Here is a 16,648-nt window from a genome sequence, read left to right on the forward strand (position 1 = left end):
CCACCCAAACGGGCGATCGCATCGCCTGCAGTACCAATGATCGCAGACTGAGTTAAACCACCGGCAGCTAGGCCCGCAGCAGTACCTCTATCTAAGTCAAACAACCACGCAGCGGCAAGTACACACAATAAGCCTGAAACCGTCATAACAACCGCAGACAACAGAATGTTGATGGTTCTAAAGTTAAGCGCTTTAAAGAATTGTGCGCCGCCTTGATAACCCACAGCATAAATAAAGAGCGCAAAGAAAATACTTTTTACGCCGGGATCAATCTGAACACCAAATTGCCCAATAATTACGCCCATTAATAATGTTCCGGCCACACCGCCTAAAACAAATCGGCCGATAGTAATTTTACCAACCATATAACCCAATGAGAGTGTAATAAATAGTGCGACAAATGGTGCCATGTCAAACAGATTAGAAATAATGTCCATGACAAATTTACTCTTGTTACTAAATATAAGGAGTAAATAATCTAACGAATAACTTAATAATGATATTTGTTGGATTATTCAAAATAAATAAAGCATCTCGTTGCTTCGAACCGAATATTAAGAACAAAAGGTTTTATTATGTAATCCCATTTGATGGATCAAATCATCACTTTAACTGTTCGCATAGTTTTTGAAGTGCAATTTACACCTTAAGTGATTGGTTTAAATAGATTTATCTTAAACCGGAAAAAGTAGATGATTTTCGAAATCAATTTCAATTAAGTGTTTCCACTTCAAGAACGACAACCTACCTACCGTTGTTTTACTGGCTTACGGCTCTCAACAAAGAGGCAGTTGGCATAATCACCGAATAAAGTTGGATTTTGATGGGTACGATCCTCTATAAGTGATTATCACAATAAATCGAACTCCGTTATCGTTGCATTCATCAAACAAATAGAGAACAGAACCATGAATACCATGCCGCATGAGCTTGTGTGGGATGAAGTCTACTTCCCACCGCTGTTATTGGTTATCGCACTGGCTTACATACTGACAATGCTAACAGGGTCAATCGCGACACGGTTTGGCCTTCATAAGTACGTCGCCTTTCCTGCAATAGCAGAACTGAGCTTGATCGTGATTTTTACTGGCGCTATCGGCCATTTTATTACCATTTTTTGAGGCACTTACTGTGATCAAACGTTATCTCATCACACTTTTATTATTGGCTGCTGCGGGAACTGTGGTTTATAGCTATTACCAGTCGTACTCAAGTAACCCATGGACCAGAGACGGACAAGTCAGCGCTTATATCGTCTCGATTACACCTCGAGTCACGGGTCAAGTCATTGAAGTGCATGTCGAAGACAACTCGAAGGTAAAAAAAGGCGATCTTCTTTTTGAGATCGATCCGAGTATTTACAAGGCGACCTACAGAAAAGCACTTGCGACTCAAAAACAAGCATTTGCCCTACTCGCCAAAGCCAAAAACGAAGAGCAACGCGCGTTGAATTTAGAGAAAAGAACGCCCGGTGCCGTGCCCGTTCTGACACTAAACAACTTGAACAACGCGGTAGAAACCAGCGCCGCAAATGTCGAACTGGCAAAAGCGAACGTAGAAGAAGCACATCTCAACCTTGAGTACACCAAGGTATATGCGCCTACTAACGGCTATATCACCAATCTGAACCTACGTGTTGGCTCTCAAGTTGTCGCGAATTCACCTGTGGTTGCGCTAATTGATGAAGATAGCTTCTGGATTGAAGGTTATTTCAAAGAGACTGATTTAGTCGGTGTCGATGCTCAGGACACTGCTTATGTGACCTTAATGATGCACAACAATGTTCAGCTAGAAGGACATATCAAAAGTATTGGTTTTGGTATCGCGAAGCAAGACGGCAGCACAGGTAATGATTTATTGCCAAACGTGAATCCAAACTTCCAATGGATACGCCTAGCTCAACGCATCCCTATCAAAGTGAAGTTAGACAAAATACCAGAAGACGTACAACTGCGTGTTGGTATGACTGCCTCGATCAAAATAATCAAAAATAGCTAGGTGATTCTTATGTTCACTGCATCGACTAAAGACGCGATTAAAGTCGCACTCTCTATCGTTATCGCAATCTGCCTAGCGTTGTGGTTTGGTTGGGAAAAACCGTATTGGGCTGCGGTAGCCGTCGCAGTGATGGCATTGAACGAGAGCTTCGCCCATTCAATAAACAAAGGCCATAACCGGTTAATGGGAACCTTGTTAGGGACCGGTTATGCCTTTTTCCTCATTGCGATGTTTTCACAAGATCGATTTTTGTTTCTAACATTTCTTACCGTGTTCTTAGGCACTTGTATTTTCATGTCTAGTGACGAGAAATACGGCTACATCTTTTCAATAGGATTTACCGTGTGTTCGATTGTTGCTTGTATGGGCGGGTTTGATAACCAAACCACCTTTCACTTTGCTGTACTTAGACTTCAAGAAACACTATTAGGTGTTGTTGTGTTCTCTATTGTGTATCGCATCGTGTGGCCTGTGAATACTGAACTCAACTTTGTACAACGTTTCGAAACCAGTAAACAAGCGTTGTTAGATGCGATGGAAAAAACAGACAACATCGACATTGCCGCACTTGAAAGCAACACCGCGAATATTGATAAGCTGTATCAACTTTTAGATCTGCCACTGACCGGAAGCTACCACCTTAAAGAGAACATCCAAACATGGCGCTTGCGTATCGATGAAATGGCACATATCCAAGATACATTACTCAAACAAAGTAACAGCGAATCAGACTTAGATATCCAATGGGCAGTTCTTACTCACAACTTGAAGACGTTCGATGTATTAACACCAGAACAATCTCTTGTTGAGGGTGAACTCAATGTCACAGGTGATCATAAAGACGTGTCTTGGCATCATGCACATCGCACGTTTGTTGAACATTTGAATGAAGATGGGCGCAAAGTGCTGCAAGGCGTGTCGATGTTTATCACATCGCTGTTGGTTTGGATTTATCTTCCAGTTCCAGGTGGTTTCATATTTCCTATGTTAGCCGGTGTATTCTCTTCTATGGTGCCGACCATGCCACCAAGCGTTATTAAGGACGCTTTTTATGGTGTGTTGGGTACAGGGTCGGTGGTTCTGTTGCAATACATCTTTGTGATGCCATTAATGACAGAACTATGGGAGCTGGGACTATTCTACTTCCTTAACATTATGGTGATATGGAAAGTGTTCGCGACACCTAAGCTCATGGTACACCGAATATTGGGTATTAACTTATTAGTTGTTCTCACATCTGGTGCGCTCAACCTCACACCTGTTTATGGAATTGAAACGCCACTTTTGATGCTCGTAAACATTTTGATTATTCTGATGATAGCGAAGTTGTTTACTGATCTATTTAGAGTGAGGGTAACTGCTTAGAACTAAATGCGCTTAACAACTCACAACAAAACGGTCTGCCAAGTATTTTTACTTCACAGGCCGTTTTTTTTTCTATTGAAAATCATTATAAATCAATTAATTAACGATAATTATTACTAAGTGAGGATAGCGTCCATCAAAAGCGATTAACGCGATCTGCCACCTCCTCTTAAAATCCTCTCATTGATTGACGCAATGCATTTTTAGTCGCGACATTCACACTAGCAATCCTAACGGATAAATACATAACAACTGAACACGACGTTCAGTATTACATCGACTGTTTGAGTCTCGAAGGTTTGAGGCCACTCAGCGTGGAAACCGTCATGAGTTTTTTTGAAATACGCACCAGCGCCTGTAAGACCCATACTCTTTCTGTGTTAGCGAGCGCCCTATTACTTACCACCCCCAATTTTGCGTCTGCGGCAGAAACCAAGACTTACAGCGAAGTTATGGAAAAAGGTCGAGCACTATTTGACAAATATGGCATCAGTCATGATTTACCAAAGCTAGCAATCAGTTCGCTCGTACAGGGCGAACACCTAGTTGAACACGCACATCGAACCATACAAATTGGCGATGAGGTTCGTGACTCAAGCGTCTATCTGATAAAAAACACAGACAGCAAAGGCAACATCGACCTGCGCATCAAATACAACCCGCAAGAGCTGGATGAAAACGAAAAACTGATCGATGAAATTGAAGAGTTTACGCGCACTGAGTATCGACTAAGAAATTATGCAGAAAGCTTCGATCCATCGTCAGTGAAAGTCAATGAAAAAGACAACGGCGACGTGACCATTAGCTTCAACTATTCGAAATACGGCTTACCACAAGACATCGCCTATTTCCGTTTCTTGAATGTTGATATTGAACTTGTAGGCGGCACACCAAAACGCATGGTAATCACCAACGACAAGCCATTTAATCTTGGTAAGTCAAAAGTCGATACCTATTACCAAGTGATTGATTTCCAAACGTTAGACTCTGGTAAAGTCGTTATTGAACGTAAGACAACTAACATCGAGGGTACGTCTAAAACGAAACCGATGACCATGAGCGCTGTAACTGAACCCGTCGCAATTTATGAAGACGACAACGGCGTTAATGTCCTGCATGAAGAGCGTCTAAAAGAAGTTTCAGATCCTCGTATGCAAGAAGCGAGTGTTAAGTTAGATCGAGTATTCCCTTTAATGGGTGACATGGTGCGTCGTCAAGGTATCGATTTGCCATTACCATTCGGTGTTTCAGTTGCTTATCGCAATCAAGACATGAACCTTCCTATGACCGATTACGTCATTAGCGGTGTGCGCTTGAATGACCTATTCGACCCTGAAGATAGCGTTGCAACGGTTAAAGCAGAAAGTCTTTCAATACGTGGTGATGTGAATATTCTGCCGTTCTGGAATGTATTCGGATATGTAGGAAAGGTAAACGTTGATGCGAATGTTGATGCCTCTTACACCGGCGCTGCGGGAGAATATCTACAAGATAAACTCAATAACAAATTACCTGGTCTAGGCGACAAACTGTGCGAGGGCGTATCAGCACTGTGTAACAGTGGGCGTTTAAATGTACCACTCCATCTCGAATATGACTTACGCGGTGCGGGTACAACATTATCTGTTGGTTACAAAGAGTTCTTTGCCTCAGTGACGGGTACCTATTCACAAACCCGTCTGAAAGGGATGGATGATTGGGGTGACGGCATTGTCACGATTCAGCCAATGTTGGGCTACCAATTAGTTGATTATCGCGCTCAATTCTTCGTTGGTGCTGAATACCAAGGTTTAGATTCACGTATGCAAGGTACTGTAAAGACAGACGATATTGAGTTTGATTACGACGTTGGTGTCGACATTAACCAGTGGGCATTTTTAACCGGAGTCAACAAACAGATTGGCAAGCATTACAACATGACCGTGTTGTACAACAAAGGTGAAACTCGTTCGGCTGTGACATTGAACCTTGGCTATCGCTTTTAGACTAAATCTAACCAAATTTCTGATGTGAACCTACGTTGTATTAGGTCGACATCATACAAATGAAAACGCGCCAACGTTGGTTATCCAGTAGATAACACACGAAGAAACACAACGTCAAATGCTCCAAAGACGGAGCCATCACCTTATGGATCTACAGGTTTGACGGTATCGATGCGCGGTTCGTTATTTTACCGAATTCTATTGTGGACACATTTTTTATGACTATTGCATATCGTTCTCTCATCGCACTCGCTATTGCGGCCGCTCTTGCTGGCTGTGACACAGACGTTGAACCAACGGTTCCAAAGCCAGATAAACCTGAACCTCTCGTACCTGCACCTGCAGAAACCTTTACCACTCAAATCGGCGATGTGATGATTACTGCGACCAAAGAAGAGCTGGTGATTACATCTAATACCGAAGACGACAAACTGGCTTCTGTTGAGTCTTTTAAAGGCATTAAGTTTGCCGACGCAGAGCGTTTTGAGCACAGTGACATTGTTGATCTTGAGGGTGACATTGATGCGACTGCGTTTGGTGATGCTTGTCCTCAATTAAAGACCGTTTCACAGATACAATCTGAAGACTGTTTGAACCTTAACATCTGGCGTCCAGTAGGCGTAGATGCTGATGCTGATCTACCGGTTTATGTATTCATCCACGGTGGTGATTTTGAATACGGTTCTGGTGCAGAGCCGCTCATCCAAGGTGATACGGTTGTAGCGCAAGGCGCCGACGAGGGTAACCCGTTTATTTACGTGACATTTAACTATCGTCTAGGTCTACTGGGTTCAATGTGGGTTGACCATGAAATGGGCGGTAACTTTGGTATTGGTGACCAAAAGCGTGCGATGCAGTGGGTTAACAAGAATATTGATAAGTTTGGTGGTAGCACTGAAAACGTCACTTTGATGGGCCAAGGTTCAGGAGCGATGTCGGTTGGCATACTTCAACAAGATAACGTAGTCGATTCGATAGTTAATGCTGATGGTGACGTAAAGTACTTTGAACGCGCTATTATGCAGAGTAACCCATACGGTTTTGAATATAAAAGCAATGCAACAGCACAAAATAGTAGTGTTGCTGTATGCGAGGCATTAGAGACAACCGATACGAAGCCTGAGCTGAATGGCTTGAAAGTCGCTTTAAAAGCTATACTGGCTTTAAACATATTGCCAGAGGATATTCAAGATACTTTAGAATCTATCGCTGATGATCAGCCATATTTAGCACCTGTAACTGTATGTGCAGATGACTCTATCGAGCAGCAACAAAATTTAACACTAGACAAGATTCTCGATGCGCAACGTAACACCTTACTTTCACCTGTAAACAAGGTACTAAATTGGGTTGAAGGCAGTGTGTTAGGGGTCATAAATGATGATAACAATACTCCAATGTCGAATTTATTGCCATTTGCACCATATATTGACAGCAATGGTACAAATCAAGGTTTACACCTGACCAGCCAACCGATATCAGAAGATTTTTCTGTACCGACAGTCATTGGTAACAATGAAAAAGACGCGGATACGATGGCTATGCTGCCTAGTCTGACATTCCTAATTCCAACCATTTTGGAGCTATTAAAGGAAGATGTAGACAACGGTACTTTTGAATCGCTAAGCGAAAACAATCAAGGTTTAGAACTCGCGGTATGGCTGCAACTTGATGGCAATAAGCAACGCATTATCGATATGGTGTCAGCAATGTCTTCTGAAGAAGTTCAAGCGCAGATTGAACTCGGTGATGTGCTGAATTTACTACCATCCACCGCATATGAAGCCGTGACCAAGCTATTTTTTGGCCTAGGTAACTCTGACATGAACAACGAATTACTGGAACTTGCAGACTACAAGCCTGAGTTGGAAAATGAACTGGGTGGTGCAACACAGAACATGACTGAGTTCAAAATGCTGATGAATGACATGCTATTCCAAGCGCCAGCACGTAACCAAGCGATTCGTTCAACTGAAAATGCAGACGTATACGCGCCAGTTTCAATGTACCATTTTGCGTTCAAGCCTAGCTTCAACGTTTGGACATACAATACTCAAGGTGAAGATGGCGATTTAGATATCGGTGACCTGCTAAAAACGTTTGCTTGTATCTCCGGTGCTTGTGGTGGTTCAGAACTGCCGTTTATTTTCAACAAACCGTATAAACTAGACGGTTCAGAAGTGAGCCTAAGTTCAAAAGACCAAGCTCTGATGAACGACATGTCTCGCCTATGGTTCAGCGACAATCTGTTTACAGACTATGAGTACAGCCAGCAACAAGATAACGTACTGTTCGTCGATGGTGATGGTCAAATAACCATTGAAGACGATTGGGATGCTCTATTCAACGAATCTGAAGATGGCAGTATGCCTAACGGTAGACTTCAAGGCTTAAATGATCTTGGGCTAACCTTAAAATACATGCCTGATTACGAAGTTCCTAACCAGAACTAACGCTTAGTCACCAATCACTCCCACAATGGCCAGTTGTCTGGCCATTGTCACCTATACCCTATTTTTACGGAACATCACAATGTACTTCACACGTATTCACGCGCTGATAGTGCTATTTTTGTCGATCTTAGTTACTGGCTGCGCCCAACCTTACCCCGATGTTGAACCCGACTTCGAAGCTAACTGGCAAAGCACAGAACATCAAGCTCAAATCTATTTGATCCCTAGTGCACCTGAAGCCTTTGCGCGCCGCATTGATCTGGTTCGCCAAGCAAAACACTCGATTGATATGACTTACTTCTCTTGGGAAAACGACACTCTAGGGCTGATGCTGTTAAACGAGCTGAAACACGCCGCTGACCGCGATGTGGCCGTGCGCCTCACACTGGATGACTTGTTGGTATTCAATGACAAATGGCTTGCGGAGTTGGACTCACACGCCAATATTGAGATTCGACTGTTCAACCCTTTTGAGTCACGTAAAGCTGGCTGGATTGGTCGTGCGCTCAACTTCTCTACTCATCAAAAACAGTTAGATAATCGACTGCATGAGAAATACTTTAACGTTGATCACCAATCGATGATCCTCGGTGGGCGCAACATCGGTGATGACTACTTTGGCTACAGCGAAAGTGCCAACTTCTTTGATATGGATGTGCTGTTTAAAGGCGACGTGATTGCTGCTTTCGACCGAAACTACCAAGCGTTGTGGAACAGTGAGCATGTAGTGCCAATTCAAGAACGCATTAAAATCAAAGAGAAAGAGCAATACCAAGCGTTCACCAAAGCGTTGAACAAAGGTGAAAAGAATCAAGCATTGATCACGTCTGAAGTCGAAAGGCAGATAAAGAGCTTAAACCAACCGAAGTTCATTTCAGCCTCTGTCACGCCAGTATTTGATTCACTGGAGAAGCTCAATGACAACAAGCCTTACTTTCGTCAACGTACAGAGCACTTAATGAAGCAAAAAGTAGCGACGCCAACTAAGGCTATAATTTCTACGCCTTATATGGTGCCAAGCGATAATCAGTTTGTGTTTGTCGATGCGCTCAGAGAGAACCAAGCCGAAGTCACTTTACTGACCAACTCATCGGCTTCCAATGATTCAGGCTTTGTACCAGCGTATTACGAAAAACACCGTGAGACTTTACTCGACAAAGGCGTAAGTATCTATGAGTACAAAAGCCAAGCTATCAATGATGATCACTACTTTCATGTTGATACCGACTACCACAACAAGACAGTAATTTTAGATGACCGTTTTACCTACATTGGTTCTTCTAACTTTGACCCAAGATCAGACTTTCTGAACGTTGAGTTTGGTGTGTTGATTGACAATGAAGAGTTTGCGAAGCAAGTGACACACTACTTAACGCGTCAGAAAGAGGAATTGTTCTGGGAGGTGTCACGTGCCCAATCAGGTGAGACTACTTGGGTTTCAGGGGAACAAAAACAGACTAAGAACCCTGATTACAGTTCATGGAATAAGTTGCCGGATTGGTTGTTCCGCAAAATAAACGGCGAGTTTGAGCTTTAATACTAATGCCCGTGAGTGTGTCAGAATCATAAAGCCCTTATTTGTCTGCAATTCTTTGTAATTCATCAATCTTCAAAACATAAAAACCGCGTGATTCGCGGTTTATTTATGTTTCAGGCAAGCAGACCTCAGTTTATAAACGACGAGTCATCGCTCTCTTAGCTACGTAGTTAACCATATCTAACGTTGTGTAAATAGATTCAACATCACTAATGTCGTAATCAAGATGGTCACGTTCGACATACTGTTCTGCTAGTCGATAGATATCTACAACACGCTCAGCCACAGCTTCCATTGGGTCAATAAGTTTGATAGTTGGAAATGCACTTGCAAGCTGTTTTCTAACAAGAGGAAGTTCAGTACACCCTAAAATCACGGTATTTACCCCTTTATCAACGATACTTTGTACAGCAATCGAAAGCAGCGCTGCATTATGGTCAAACTGACCGGCTTTAATACCGTTTGTTTTACGAATCGCTTGACCACACTCGGTCATCTCACCCGTCACTTCACCATAGATAGCGCTATGTACGTTATGCTCTTGCTCAAAGGCATCTGGCTTAACAAACACCAGATTGGCGTCAGTTAAGTAACGGTCATAGATTCCCGAGTTGTAAGTACCATTGGTACACAGAATACCAACAATTGCTTCCGGATTGTCTTCTTTGATCTGATCAACGGTGGTTTGAAGCATGTCGACGATATAAACGTTGGTGTGCTTTTGAACCTCAGGTCTAAAGTAATGAGCGGTGTTACAGGTCATTACGCCAAACTGAACATTGGCATGTTCTAAAATGCACGCTGACTCAATCAGTTCAGGCACAGGATCGGTACCGCCTTCGTTAATCACTTCAGATCGATCGGGGATATCTGAGTTTTTCACCACTATCATGGCCATGTGGTCTTAGTCTTTAAGTGCGCCGTGTTCAATTTCTTTCTTGGCGACGATATTTTGGAACAGAGCATCTGCTTCAGGGCCCATATTACCAAATACACCGAATCGTAGCTTTTTCATTGTTTTTACCTTTGTGTTTGCTAAAGCACAAAGGTTATTACGCTCTTTCGATTTACTTGAATCCTATTAGATGGTTCGCATCCTCGCGAGTGCATAAACAGCGTACAAAAATCAGAATTGAGTACCAAAGGAAAAATGAATACGAAATTCGTCGCCTTCAGGCGCATCTAAGCCGTAAGCAAAATCGAGCTTAACTGGCATTAACTGTGAGTTCCAAATCAAACTCACGCCCGTCCCACGCTTCCAATCCGCTTGTTGATCAAATGCATCACCCACATCAAGAAATGCGCCCAACCAAATTGAACGATAGACTTGATGCTGATATTCGAGCCCAGCAGTTAACATATAACGTGCCCCCGTTAGTTCACCATTCTCGTCTCTAGGGGAGATAGATTCGTAACCATAACCTCGCAGGTTTCCATCGCCACCAGCAAAATACCGCAGTGACGACGGCACATCAGATAATGATTTGGCAATGTTGATGCCTACGTTGGAGCGGAAATGGAGCTTCTGCCTGTCACTAATATCCCATGAAAGGACACTGTTTCCTTCCAACCGCAACAGCCTTGAGTCAGAGAACAGACTAGGGTCAGAATACTCGACAGAATAGATGTGTCGATGATTGAGCTCCAACTGATCATTTTTACGATCAACCTGAGAAAAACTGATGCCAGGTAACAGCAATTGCGATTGCTCTTCCTCAGACGCCTGACGGTACTGTTCGTGCAAGTATTTGACATAAATGGTGCTTTGCCAATCACTGTCTAATTGCCAGTAACGTTCGAACTTAAGATCGTTTGTAAAGCTATTGGTGTCTCGATGATCAATTCGTTTCGATTCAAACTGAATACCAAAGTAATCCGTTGTGACTTTCTCTGTGGGGATTTTGTACCCCAACTGAAGTGATTGCTCCTGTTCAGACAAATATGTCTGTGTTTCAAAGCTGTGGCCTCTCCGGTTATACCAAGGCTTTGACCAACTGAGAGAGGCGCGTAAACCGAGATCTGTAGAATAGCCGCCACCGACCTGCACGATATTTCGAGAACTTGGCTCGGCAATGATTTCAATTGGAACTTCTAGGTTGTCATCAAGTTTGTCAAAGTCACCATGTACGATGACACTTCGAAACCATTGAGTGTCTGACAAATCAGATTGCAGTTCACCTAACTTGATGGTGTCAAAGTCATCACCTTTTTTAAAGGTGGGTATTTTCTCGATACGGGTAGGGTCAACCCCATCATCAGGAATACTTATAGAACCGAACTTGTAGCGTGGACCACTTGCAAAATACAAGTGTATATTCGCGATGTTCTCGCTAGGAATAACTTCAATCTTTGACTCGATAAACCTGCCGTCAAAATAACCTTTCCGCTTTGCTAAAGAGAAAATCGCACGCTTAGTTTGGTCATATTCTTGGTGAGACAAAGTTAAACCTGAGCCTAACTTGCTTTGATTGAGTATATTGATGAACTCCGCATCTAGGCTAGCTTCACCTGTTATTTTTACTATCGATTCTGCGATGCGCATGACAGGACCAGAATCGATGTTAATGATCACGTTATCAGAATCATTGAGGTCGATATCGAGCTGTGGGTGATAATAACCATAAGGGTTGAGTGCATCTTGAATACGTTTAGATAGCTTCGTTTTCGATAGCTGTGATGCAGGAACATCGGCTAAAGGTTCTAAATATAATTCTACATTTTCGGTGAGAGTTTTATTAACCCCTTTAACCTCAAATTCAGCAGCACCAGAAGAGTGTTGGGTAAACAGGAAAAATGAAGTGGCCAGCACTAATTGTTTAATCGAGGTCTTCACGCGGTTACCCAATTGCTCAAAACCCGAACAGGTTATAAGCAAAGCGTTAAATCGCTGAATCTCTTATGGAGGACGCTATCCTTCGAACGGATTATCGGGTTGTTTAACACCGCAACAGTCGTTTATTAACGACTCAAATCCCAGCCCTACAGACACAAAAAAGGCGCAATTAAGCACCTTTTGAATGTCTATTACTTATTGATTTATATGGCTTGCTGATTTATATGGCTTGCTGACTCAAGATCAGTTGTTGTTCAGCCACACATCTTGGTTTTTTGGAGCTTTCTTCTTCTTTTTCTTCTTGCCAGTACCGGCCGGTGGCGCAACAGGTTTTAGTGCTGCGATCAGTTCAGCTGTCGCTTCTTCATCCACTTCAAAGCCTTCAATTTGCTCACGCTCAAGACGAATCTTGTTCTTCTTCTCGATGATTTTGAAGTGGTGGTAATCTTCGTGATCGATCAGAGATAACGCAAGACCAACTTCACCTGCACGACCACTTCGGCCGATACGGTGCATGTAGTCTGACGGGCTACGCGGTAAGTCAAAGTTGATTACCACTGGAAGCTTCTCAATATCCAGACCACGTGCCGCGATGTCTGTCGCGATCAGAACGTCAATCTCGCCAGATTTGAAATCTTCTAGGATACGAGTACGTGAACCTTGCCCTTTATCGCCGTGGAATACTTCTGCGATGATACCGCGCTTGTAAAGCTTGTCTGCTAGGTGCTCACAGCTGTTCTTCGCATTAACGAAGATCAGAGCTTGGCGCCATTCATGTTGTTGAATTAGGTGTGCGAGTAACGCTGTCTTGCGACCTTTTTCTACTTCGAATACACGTTGAACCAGTGTGCTCGCATTGGCACTTTGAAGTTGAACTTCAATTGGATCGCTTAGAAGTTCGTGAGTCAGCGTTTTAACTTGCTCTGGGAAAGTTGCAGAGAACAACAAGGTTTGTTTTTTGCTCGGCAAGAGCTTCAAGATTGCATCAAGTTCTTCGGTAAAACCTAGGCTTAGCATTCGGTCAGCTTCATCAAGCACTAACGTTTTCACTTTATCTAGTTTGATAGCGTTGCTCGAAATAAGGTCAAGCAGACGACCCGGTGTTGCCACCAATATATCAGTGCCGCCACGTAGCGCCTGCATTTGAGTGTTTACCGATACACCACCAAACACACAAACCGTTTTAATCGCGCCATTGAAATGCACAGCGTAAGATTTAACGCTGTCAGCCACTTGCTTAGCAAGTTCACGAGTAGGAACCAAGATAAGGCCAGAAACAAAGTTACCTTTGCCTGAACGACGGTCCAGAGGGGCATCTTCATGAATCTTTTGTAACAGTGAAAGTGCAAATGCTGCGGTTTTACCTGAACCGGTATTTGCGCCTGCAATTAAATCGCGTCCTGCTAACACACTTGGAATAACTTGCGCTTGGATAGGCGTTGGCTGTTGGTATTCAAGCTCAGATAAACGAGCCATCAAAGGAGAGATTAAGCCAAGATCAGAGAAGTTGGTTGGTGTAGTGGTGTTAGTCATTAATTGCAGGAACTCAAAGCTAAAATAATAGCGCGCTATATTAACGTATTTCAGCAGTATTACGTAACTAAATCGCCCTTTCGCTTCTATTTCACTGATTAATATCCGTCAGAAGCGAAGTTATCGATGTGAGAACCTCGATACTCGCCGTACCAACTTCGTCTAAGAGTATTCCAGCTACACAATTGTCGTGGGTTGCAGTTAGTTCAGCCAACCTGCTACCGTTTGTTCCGGTGCATACGAATTCGGCTCGGTTAACCAAACAGCGACTGCGTCTGGTGTAGCGACAAGTGGCTCAAAATTGATATTAAATTGCCATTCAGACTCACCACGCTGATAACCATCGTAAACCACAACAAAATCATGTTCGAGTTTCTTACCCCTGTTCTCGCCCGCCTTAACGCTGGTGACTTCGTTCATCGCCAGCAAAGCTATATGAGCAACATAATCCCCTTTGCCTTCGTAACTTACGCTGAACGTATCGCCTTTATAGTTGACCGTTAGCTTGGGGTTATTTTGTTGTTTGAGCGAAGGCAACGTTCTGTCTAACCAGTTAAAGTAACCGCGCCACTCTTTTCCATCGACAACAAAGCCGGGTGTGTAAACCCCACTTGTTACTCCATAAGCTTTGTACAAGCGTTGCTTCTGACTAAACGCCTTACTCGCGAACTTGTCGCCCCAACCTAAGTAATCCCAATAATCGACGTGATAGGCAAGCGGAATAACTTGTGTCCAAAGTTTTGGATGGTCTTCAAAAGTACTGAGGTACTGATCAGCAGGTGGACAACTTGAACAACCTTCAGAGGTGAAGAGCTCGATAACCTGTGCGGGCTGGCCTTCATTACTCCAGGTTTGTGCAAGCGACACTGAGGAATAGAAGCCGATCGGTAAGGCAAATAAACAAAGTTTAATCAATGATGAATTGCGTTTGGCGTGTGACATACCGAGATCCTTGTACAAAGCGAATTGAATGGCGCTCAAATACAGACCGTTATGCCTAGGTTTTTCTTTCAGGTGCTTAGTTTACGAAGAGATTGAGTTTATTTCAGATACAAAAACGCCAGCTTTAGAGGCTGGCGTTTTCTTAAAATTCTATATTTACATGTTAACGCTGAGATTAACGGTTAATACCGATATCGCGTTGCATGTGACCAGATAGGTCGCTTGCGTAGTAACTACGTGGAGAGTTGTCTACGAAAAGAATATCGAAAATGTGTGCAATCAATCCTTTGAAGTTAACCGAGTAGGTTTTCTTATCCATAGAGTTAGGAACAGCGATAGTATTCATTTGTACTGCTTGAGCCATGATTGCCTCTCTATAAATTTATTAATGTGTTTCGTTCTGATGACAAGAATAATAGGTGATCTTTTGCAGGTTAAAAAATGACTAAAATTAGATTTTGGGATTAGTTTTTCTAATAAAACAAACCATTAACAATACCACAAAATAGATATGCAGATTATGTGAGTACAAATTCAATATAGTGTTTAAATCATGCATTTAGTACAAATACCCAGCAAACAACAGTGGCCAATGTCACAGGGAATTTACATAAATAAATTTTCTACTTCATCAGCCACGTGTTCATTATCGACTTTTCGATAAGTTATATTTGTTTTTAATTTACTTGTTCAATGCCTGGCTTCTTCGCATAAACCGACGCTATAACCGCAATCGTCATCGTAGAAACCAATACCGCCAATGACCAGTAAGTTGGGATAGCCCACTCGCTATCAACCAGAAGCATTTTCACACCAATGAACACCATGATGAATGAAAGCGCGGGTTTCAAATAGATGAACTTGTCCATCATACCTTGCAGTACAAAATACAACGAGCGAAGACCAAGTAACGCAAACACGTTAGCCGCAAGTACCAAGAACGGTTCTTGTGTTACCGCAAAGATCGCAGGGATAGAGTCTAATGCAAACATCACGTCCATGACTGCGATCGCACCGATGACCAACATCATTGGAGTGAATGCCCATTTAGCACCCTGTTTAACCATTAATGCAGGGCCATGGAAGTCCTCTGTTACCGGCATCACTTTACGAAGTAGCTTTTCAGGCAGAGTATTCACACTCTCCTCTTCGCCCTTGTCTAATGCCAGCTTAATACCTGTACCAATCAAGAACGCAGCGAACACGTAAAGCACCCAGTGATATTCCGCCAATAGCTGTGCGCCTAGTGCGATCATAATTGCACGAAGCACCAATGCACCAATTACGCCCCAAAGAAGCGCACGAGGTCTTAGATGCTCAGGAACTTGGTATTGAGCAAAGATCATCGCAAAAACAAACAAGTTGTCTACGCTAAGGGATTTTTCTAACAAGTAACCCGTAATGAATGACACGGTTGCTTTTTGCGCTGTGTAGTCACTGTTCGGCGCATAAATGTCCCAAAATAGGTAAATCGAGCCAGCAAACAAAAACGCAAGTACAAACCAGAAAACACTCCAGATTGCCGCTTTCTTGATAGTAACGTTACCGCCACGAGTCTGATAGATATCAATAGAGACGAGAATAACCGTTAGCAGGAAAAAGCCCGCATAAGTCGTCATGATTGGCGATGAAAAAAAGGATTCACTATTTGTAGATAATAGAGATTGAGTTGAGTTCATTATTCCTCCGGGCGGAAGAACTGTACAAAGACCTTCCGCAAACAAAGCATATCAAGCTCCATTACGGATCTTGACTGTGATTGCGTTGGTCTCGTTGAAGTGAAATATGGGATTTCACTTTTACATACCGGATAGACTCTTGGCCTAACGAGATGACGATATGTAAACTTGCGCTAACTACTCCCCAAACGCGTGGATAATAATCCTCTGGTTGTGTTTCGTCTATATAAATTTGCACGGAAAAAGCAAAAAAGGAGCAAACGCTCCTTTCTGATTGATGCCACTTTGTCAAATAGACACGCGAATTGATTCTAAGAATAAAT

Annotated in this window: 12 protein-coding genes and 1 pseudogene; 6 read left to right on the forward strand and 7 right to left on the reverse strand. The window is 42.9% G+C overall.

What is annotated here, in order from left to right; genetic code table 11:
- Positions 1-437 (reverse strand): annotated as a pseudogene (locus AB4482_RS11245) (aspartate-alanine antiporter); the annotation flags it as partial.
- 471 nt (positions 438-908) lie between these two features.
- On the opposite strand from AB4482_RS11245, the gene AB4482_RS11250 reads away from it, so the two are divergent.
- The 6 genes from AB4482_RS11250 to AB4482_RS11275 all read left to right on the forward strand — a co-directional run bounded on the left by AB4482_RS11250 (position 909) and on the right by AB4482_RS11275 (position 9,338).
- Positions 909-1,121 carry a DUF1656 domain-containing protein gene (locus AB4482_RS11250; protein WP_017059802.1) on the forward strand — a complete coding sequence of 71 codons (213 nt, stop codon included), beginning with the start codon at positions 909-911 and terminating at the stop codon, positions 1,119-1,121.
- A gap of 10 nt (positions 1,122-1,131) precedes the next feature.
- Positions 1,132-1,998, forward strand: a complete 867-nt coding sequence (locus AB4482_RS11255) for an HlyD family secretion protein (protein WP_017059803.1) — start codon at positions 1,132-1,134, stop codon at positions 1,996-1,998.
- 9 nt (positions 1,999-2,007) lie between these two features.
- The gene (locus tag AB4482_RS11260) at positions 2,008-3,363 is read left to right on the forward strand and encodes an FUSC family protein (protein ID WP_372130172.1); all 1,356 of its coding nucleotides are present in this window, start codon (positions 2,008-2,010) and stop codon (positions 3,361-3,363) included.
- Between the two features lie 326 nt (positions 3,364-3,689).
- Complete coding sequence (locus tag AB4482_RS11265; protein WP_372132445.1) at positions 3,690-5,348, forward strand: hypothetical protein; 1,659 nt, start codon at positions 3,690-3,692, stop codon at positions 5,346-5,348.
- A 218-nt stretch (positions 5,349-5,566) separates the two neighbouring features.
- On the forward strand, positions 5,567-7,801 hold the full coding sequence (locus tag AB4482_RS11270; RefSeq protein WP_372102679.1) for a carboxylesterase family protein: 2,235 nt from the start codon (positions 5,567-5,569) through the stop codon (positions 7,799-7,801).
- Between the two features lie 79 nt (positions 7,802-7,880).
- Positions 7,881-9,338, forward strand: a complete 1,458-nt coding sequence (locus AB4482_RS11275) for a phospholipase D family protein (RefSeq protein WP_372180942.1) — start codon at positions 7,881-7,883, stop codon at positions 9,336-9,338.
- 133 nt (positions 9,339-9,471) lie between these two features.
- Here the strand turns inward: AB4482_RS11275 and AB4482_RS11280 are convergent, their stop codons facing one another.
- From AB4482_RS11280 to AB4482_RS11305, 6 genes are all read right to left on the reverse strand, one after another.
- Entirely contained in the window at positions 9,472-10,236 is a 765-nt protein-coding gene (locus AB4482_RS11280) for an aspartate/glutamate racemase family protein (protein ID WP_372180943.1), read from the reverse strand.
- Between the two features lie 228 nt (positions 10,237-10,464).
- Entirely contained in the window at positions 10,465-12,183 is a 1,719-nt protein-coding gene (locus tag AB4482_RS11285; RefSeq protein WP_372180979.1) for an autotransporter assembly complex family protein, read from the reverse strand.
- 231 nt (positions 12,184-12,414) lie between these two features.
- Complete coding sequence (locus tag AB4482_RS11290; RefSeq protein WP_372180945.1) at positions 12,415-13,704, reverse strand: DEAD/DEAH box helicase; 1,290 nt, start codon at positions 13,702-13,704, stop codon at positions 12,415-12,417.
- Between the two features lie 201 nt (positions 13,705-13,905).
- A complete protein-coding gene (locus AB4482_RS11295) occupies positions 13,906-14,646 on the reverse strand; it encodes a DUF1223 domain-containing protein (protein WP_017059811.1) in 741 nt (246 codons plus the stop codon).
- Between the two features lie 175 nt (positions 14,647-14,821).
- A complete protein-coding gene (locus AB4482_RS11300) occupies positions 14,822-15,010 on the reverse strand; it encodes a hypothetical protein (RefSeq protein ID WP_017059812.1) in 189 nt (62 codons plus the stop codon).
- Positions 15,011-15,323: 313 nt separating this feature from the next.
- Entirely contained in the window at positions 15,324-16,325 is a 1,002-nt protein-coding gene (locus tag AB4482_RS11305) for a TerC/Alx family metal homeostasis membrane protein (RefSeq protein WP_017059813.1), read from the reverse strand.
- Between the last annotated feature and the right edge of the window lie 323 nt (positions 16,326-16,648).

This window comes from Vibrio sp. 10N.222.55.C7, assembly GCF_041473335.1.
In the GTDB taxonomy this organism is placed as follows: domain Bacteria; phylum Pseudomonadota; class Gammaproteobacteria; order Enterobacterales; family Vibrionaceae; genus Vibrio; species Vibrio crassostreae_C.

Bases quoted from the DNA above. Each gene is read 5' to 3' on its own strand.
- AB4482_RS11250 (WP_017059802.1), top strand. From the start codon at position 909: ATGAATACCATGCCGCATGAGCTTGTGTGGGATGAAGTCTACTTCCCA.
- AB4482_RS11260 (WP_372130172.1), top strand. From the start codon at position 2,008: ATGTTCACTGCATCGACTAAAGACGCGATTAAAGTCGCACTCTCTATC.
- AB4482_RS11265 (WP_372132445.1), top strand. From the start codon at position 3,690: ATGAGTTTTTTTGAAATACGCACCAGCGCCTGTAAGACCCATACTCTT.
- AB4482_RS11270 (WP_372102679.1), top strand. From the start codon at position 5,567: ATGACTATTGCATATCGTTCTCTCATCGCACTCGCTATTGCGGCCGCT.
- AB4482_RS11275 (WP_372180942.1), top strand. From the start codon at position 7,881: ATGTACTTCACACGTATTCACGCGCTGATAGTGCTATTTTTGTCGATC.
- AB4482_RS11280 (WP_372180943.1), bottom strand. From the start codon at position 10,236: ATGGCCATGATAGTGGTGAAAAACTCAGATATCCCCGATCGATCTGAA.
- AB4482_RS11290 (WP_372180945.1), bottom strand. From the start codon at position 13,704: ATGACTAACACCACTACACCAACCAACTTCTCTGATCTTGGCTTAATC.
- AB4482_RS11295 (WP_017059811.1), bottom strand. From the start codon at position 14,646: ATGTCACACGCCAAACGCAATTCATCATTGATTAAACTTTGTTTATTT.
- AB4482_RS11300 (WP_017059812.1), bottom strand. From the start codon at position 15,010: ATGGCTCAAGCAGTACAAATGAATACTATCGCTGTTCCTAACTCTATG.
- AB4482_RS11305 (WP_017059813.1), bottom strand. From the start codon at position 16,325: ATGAACTCAACTCAATCTCTATTATCTACAAATAGTGAATCCTTTTTT.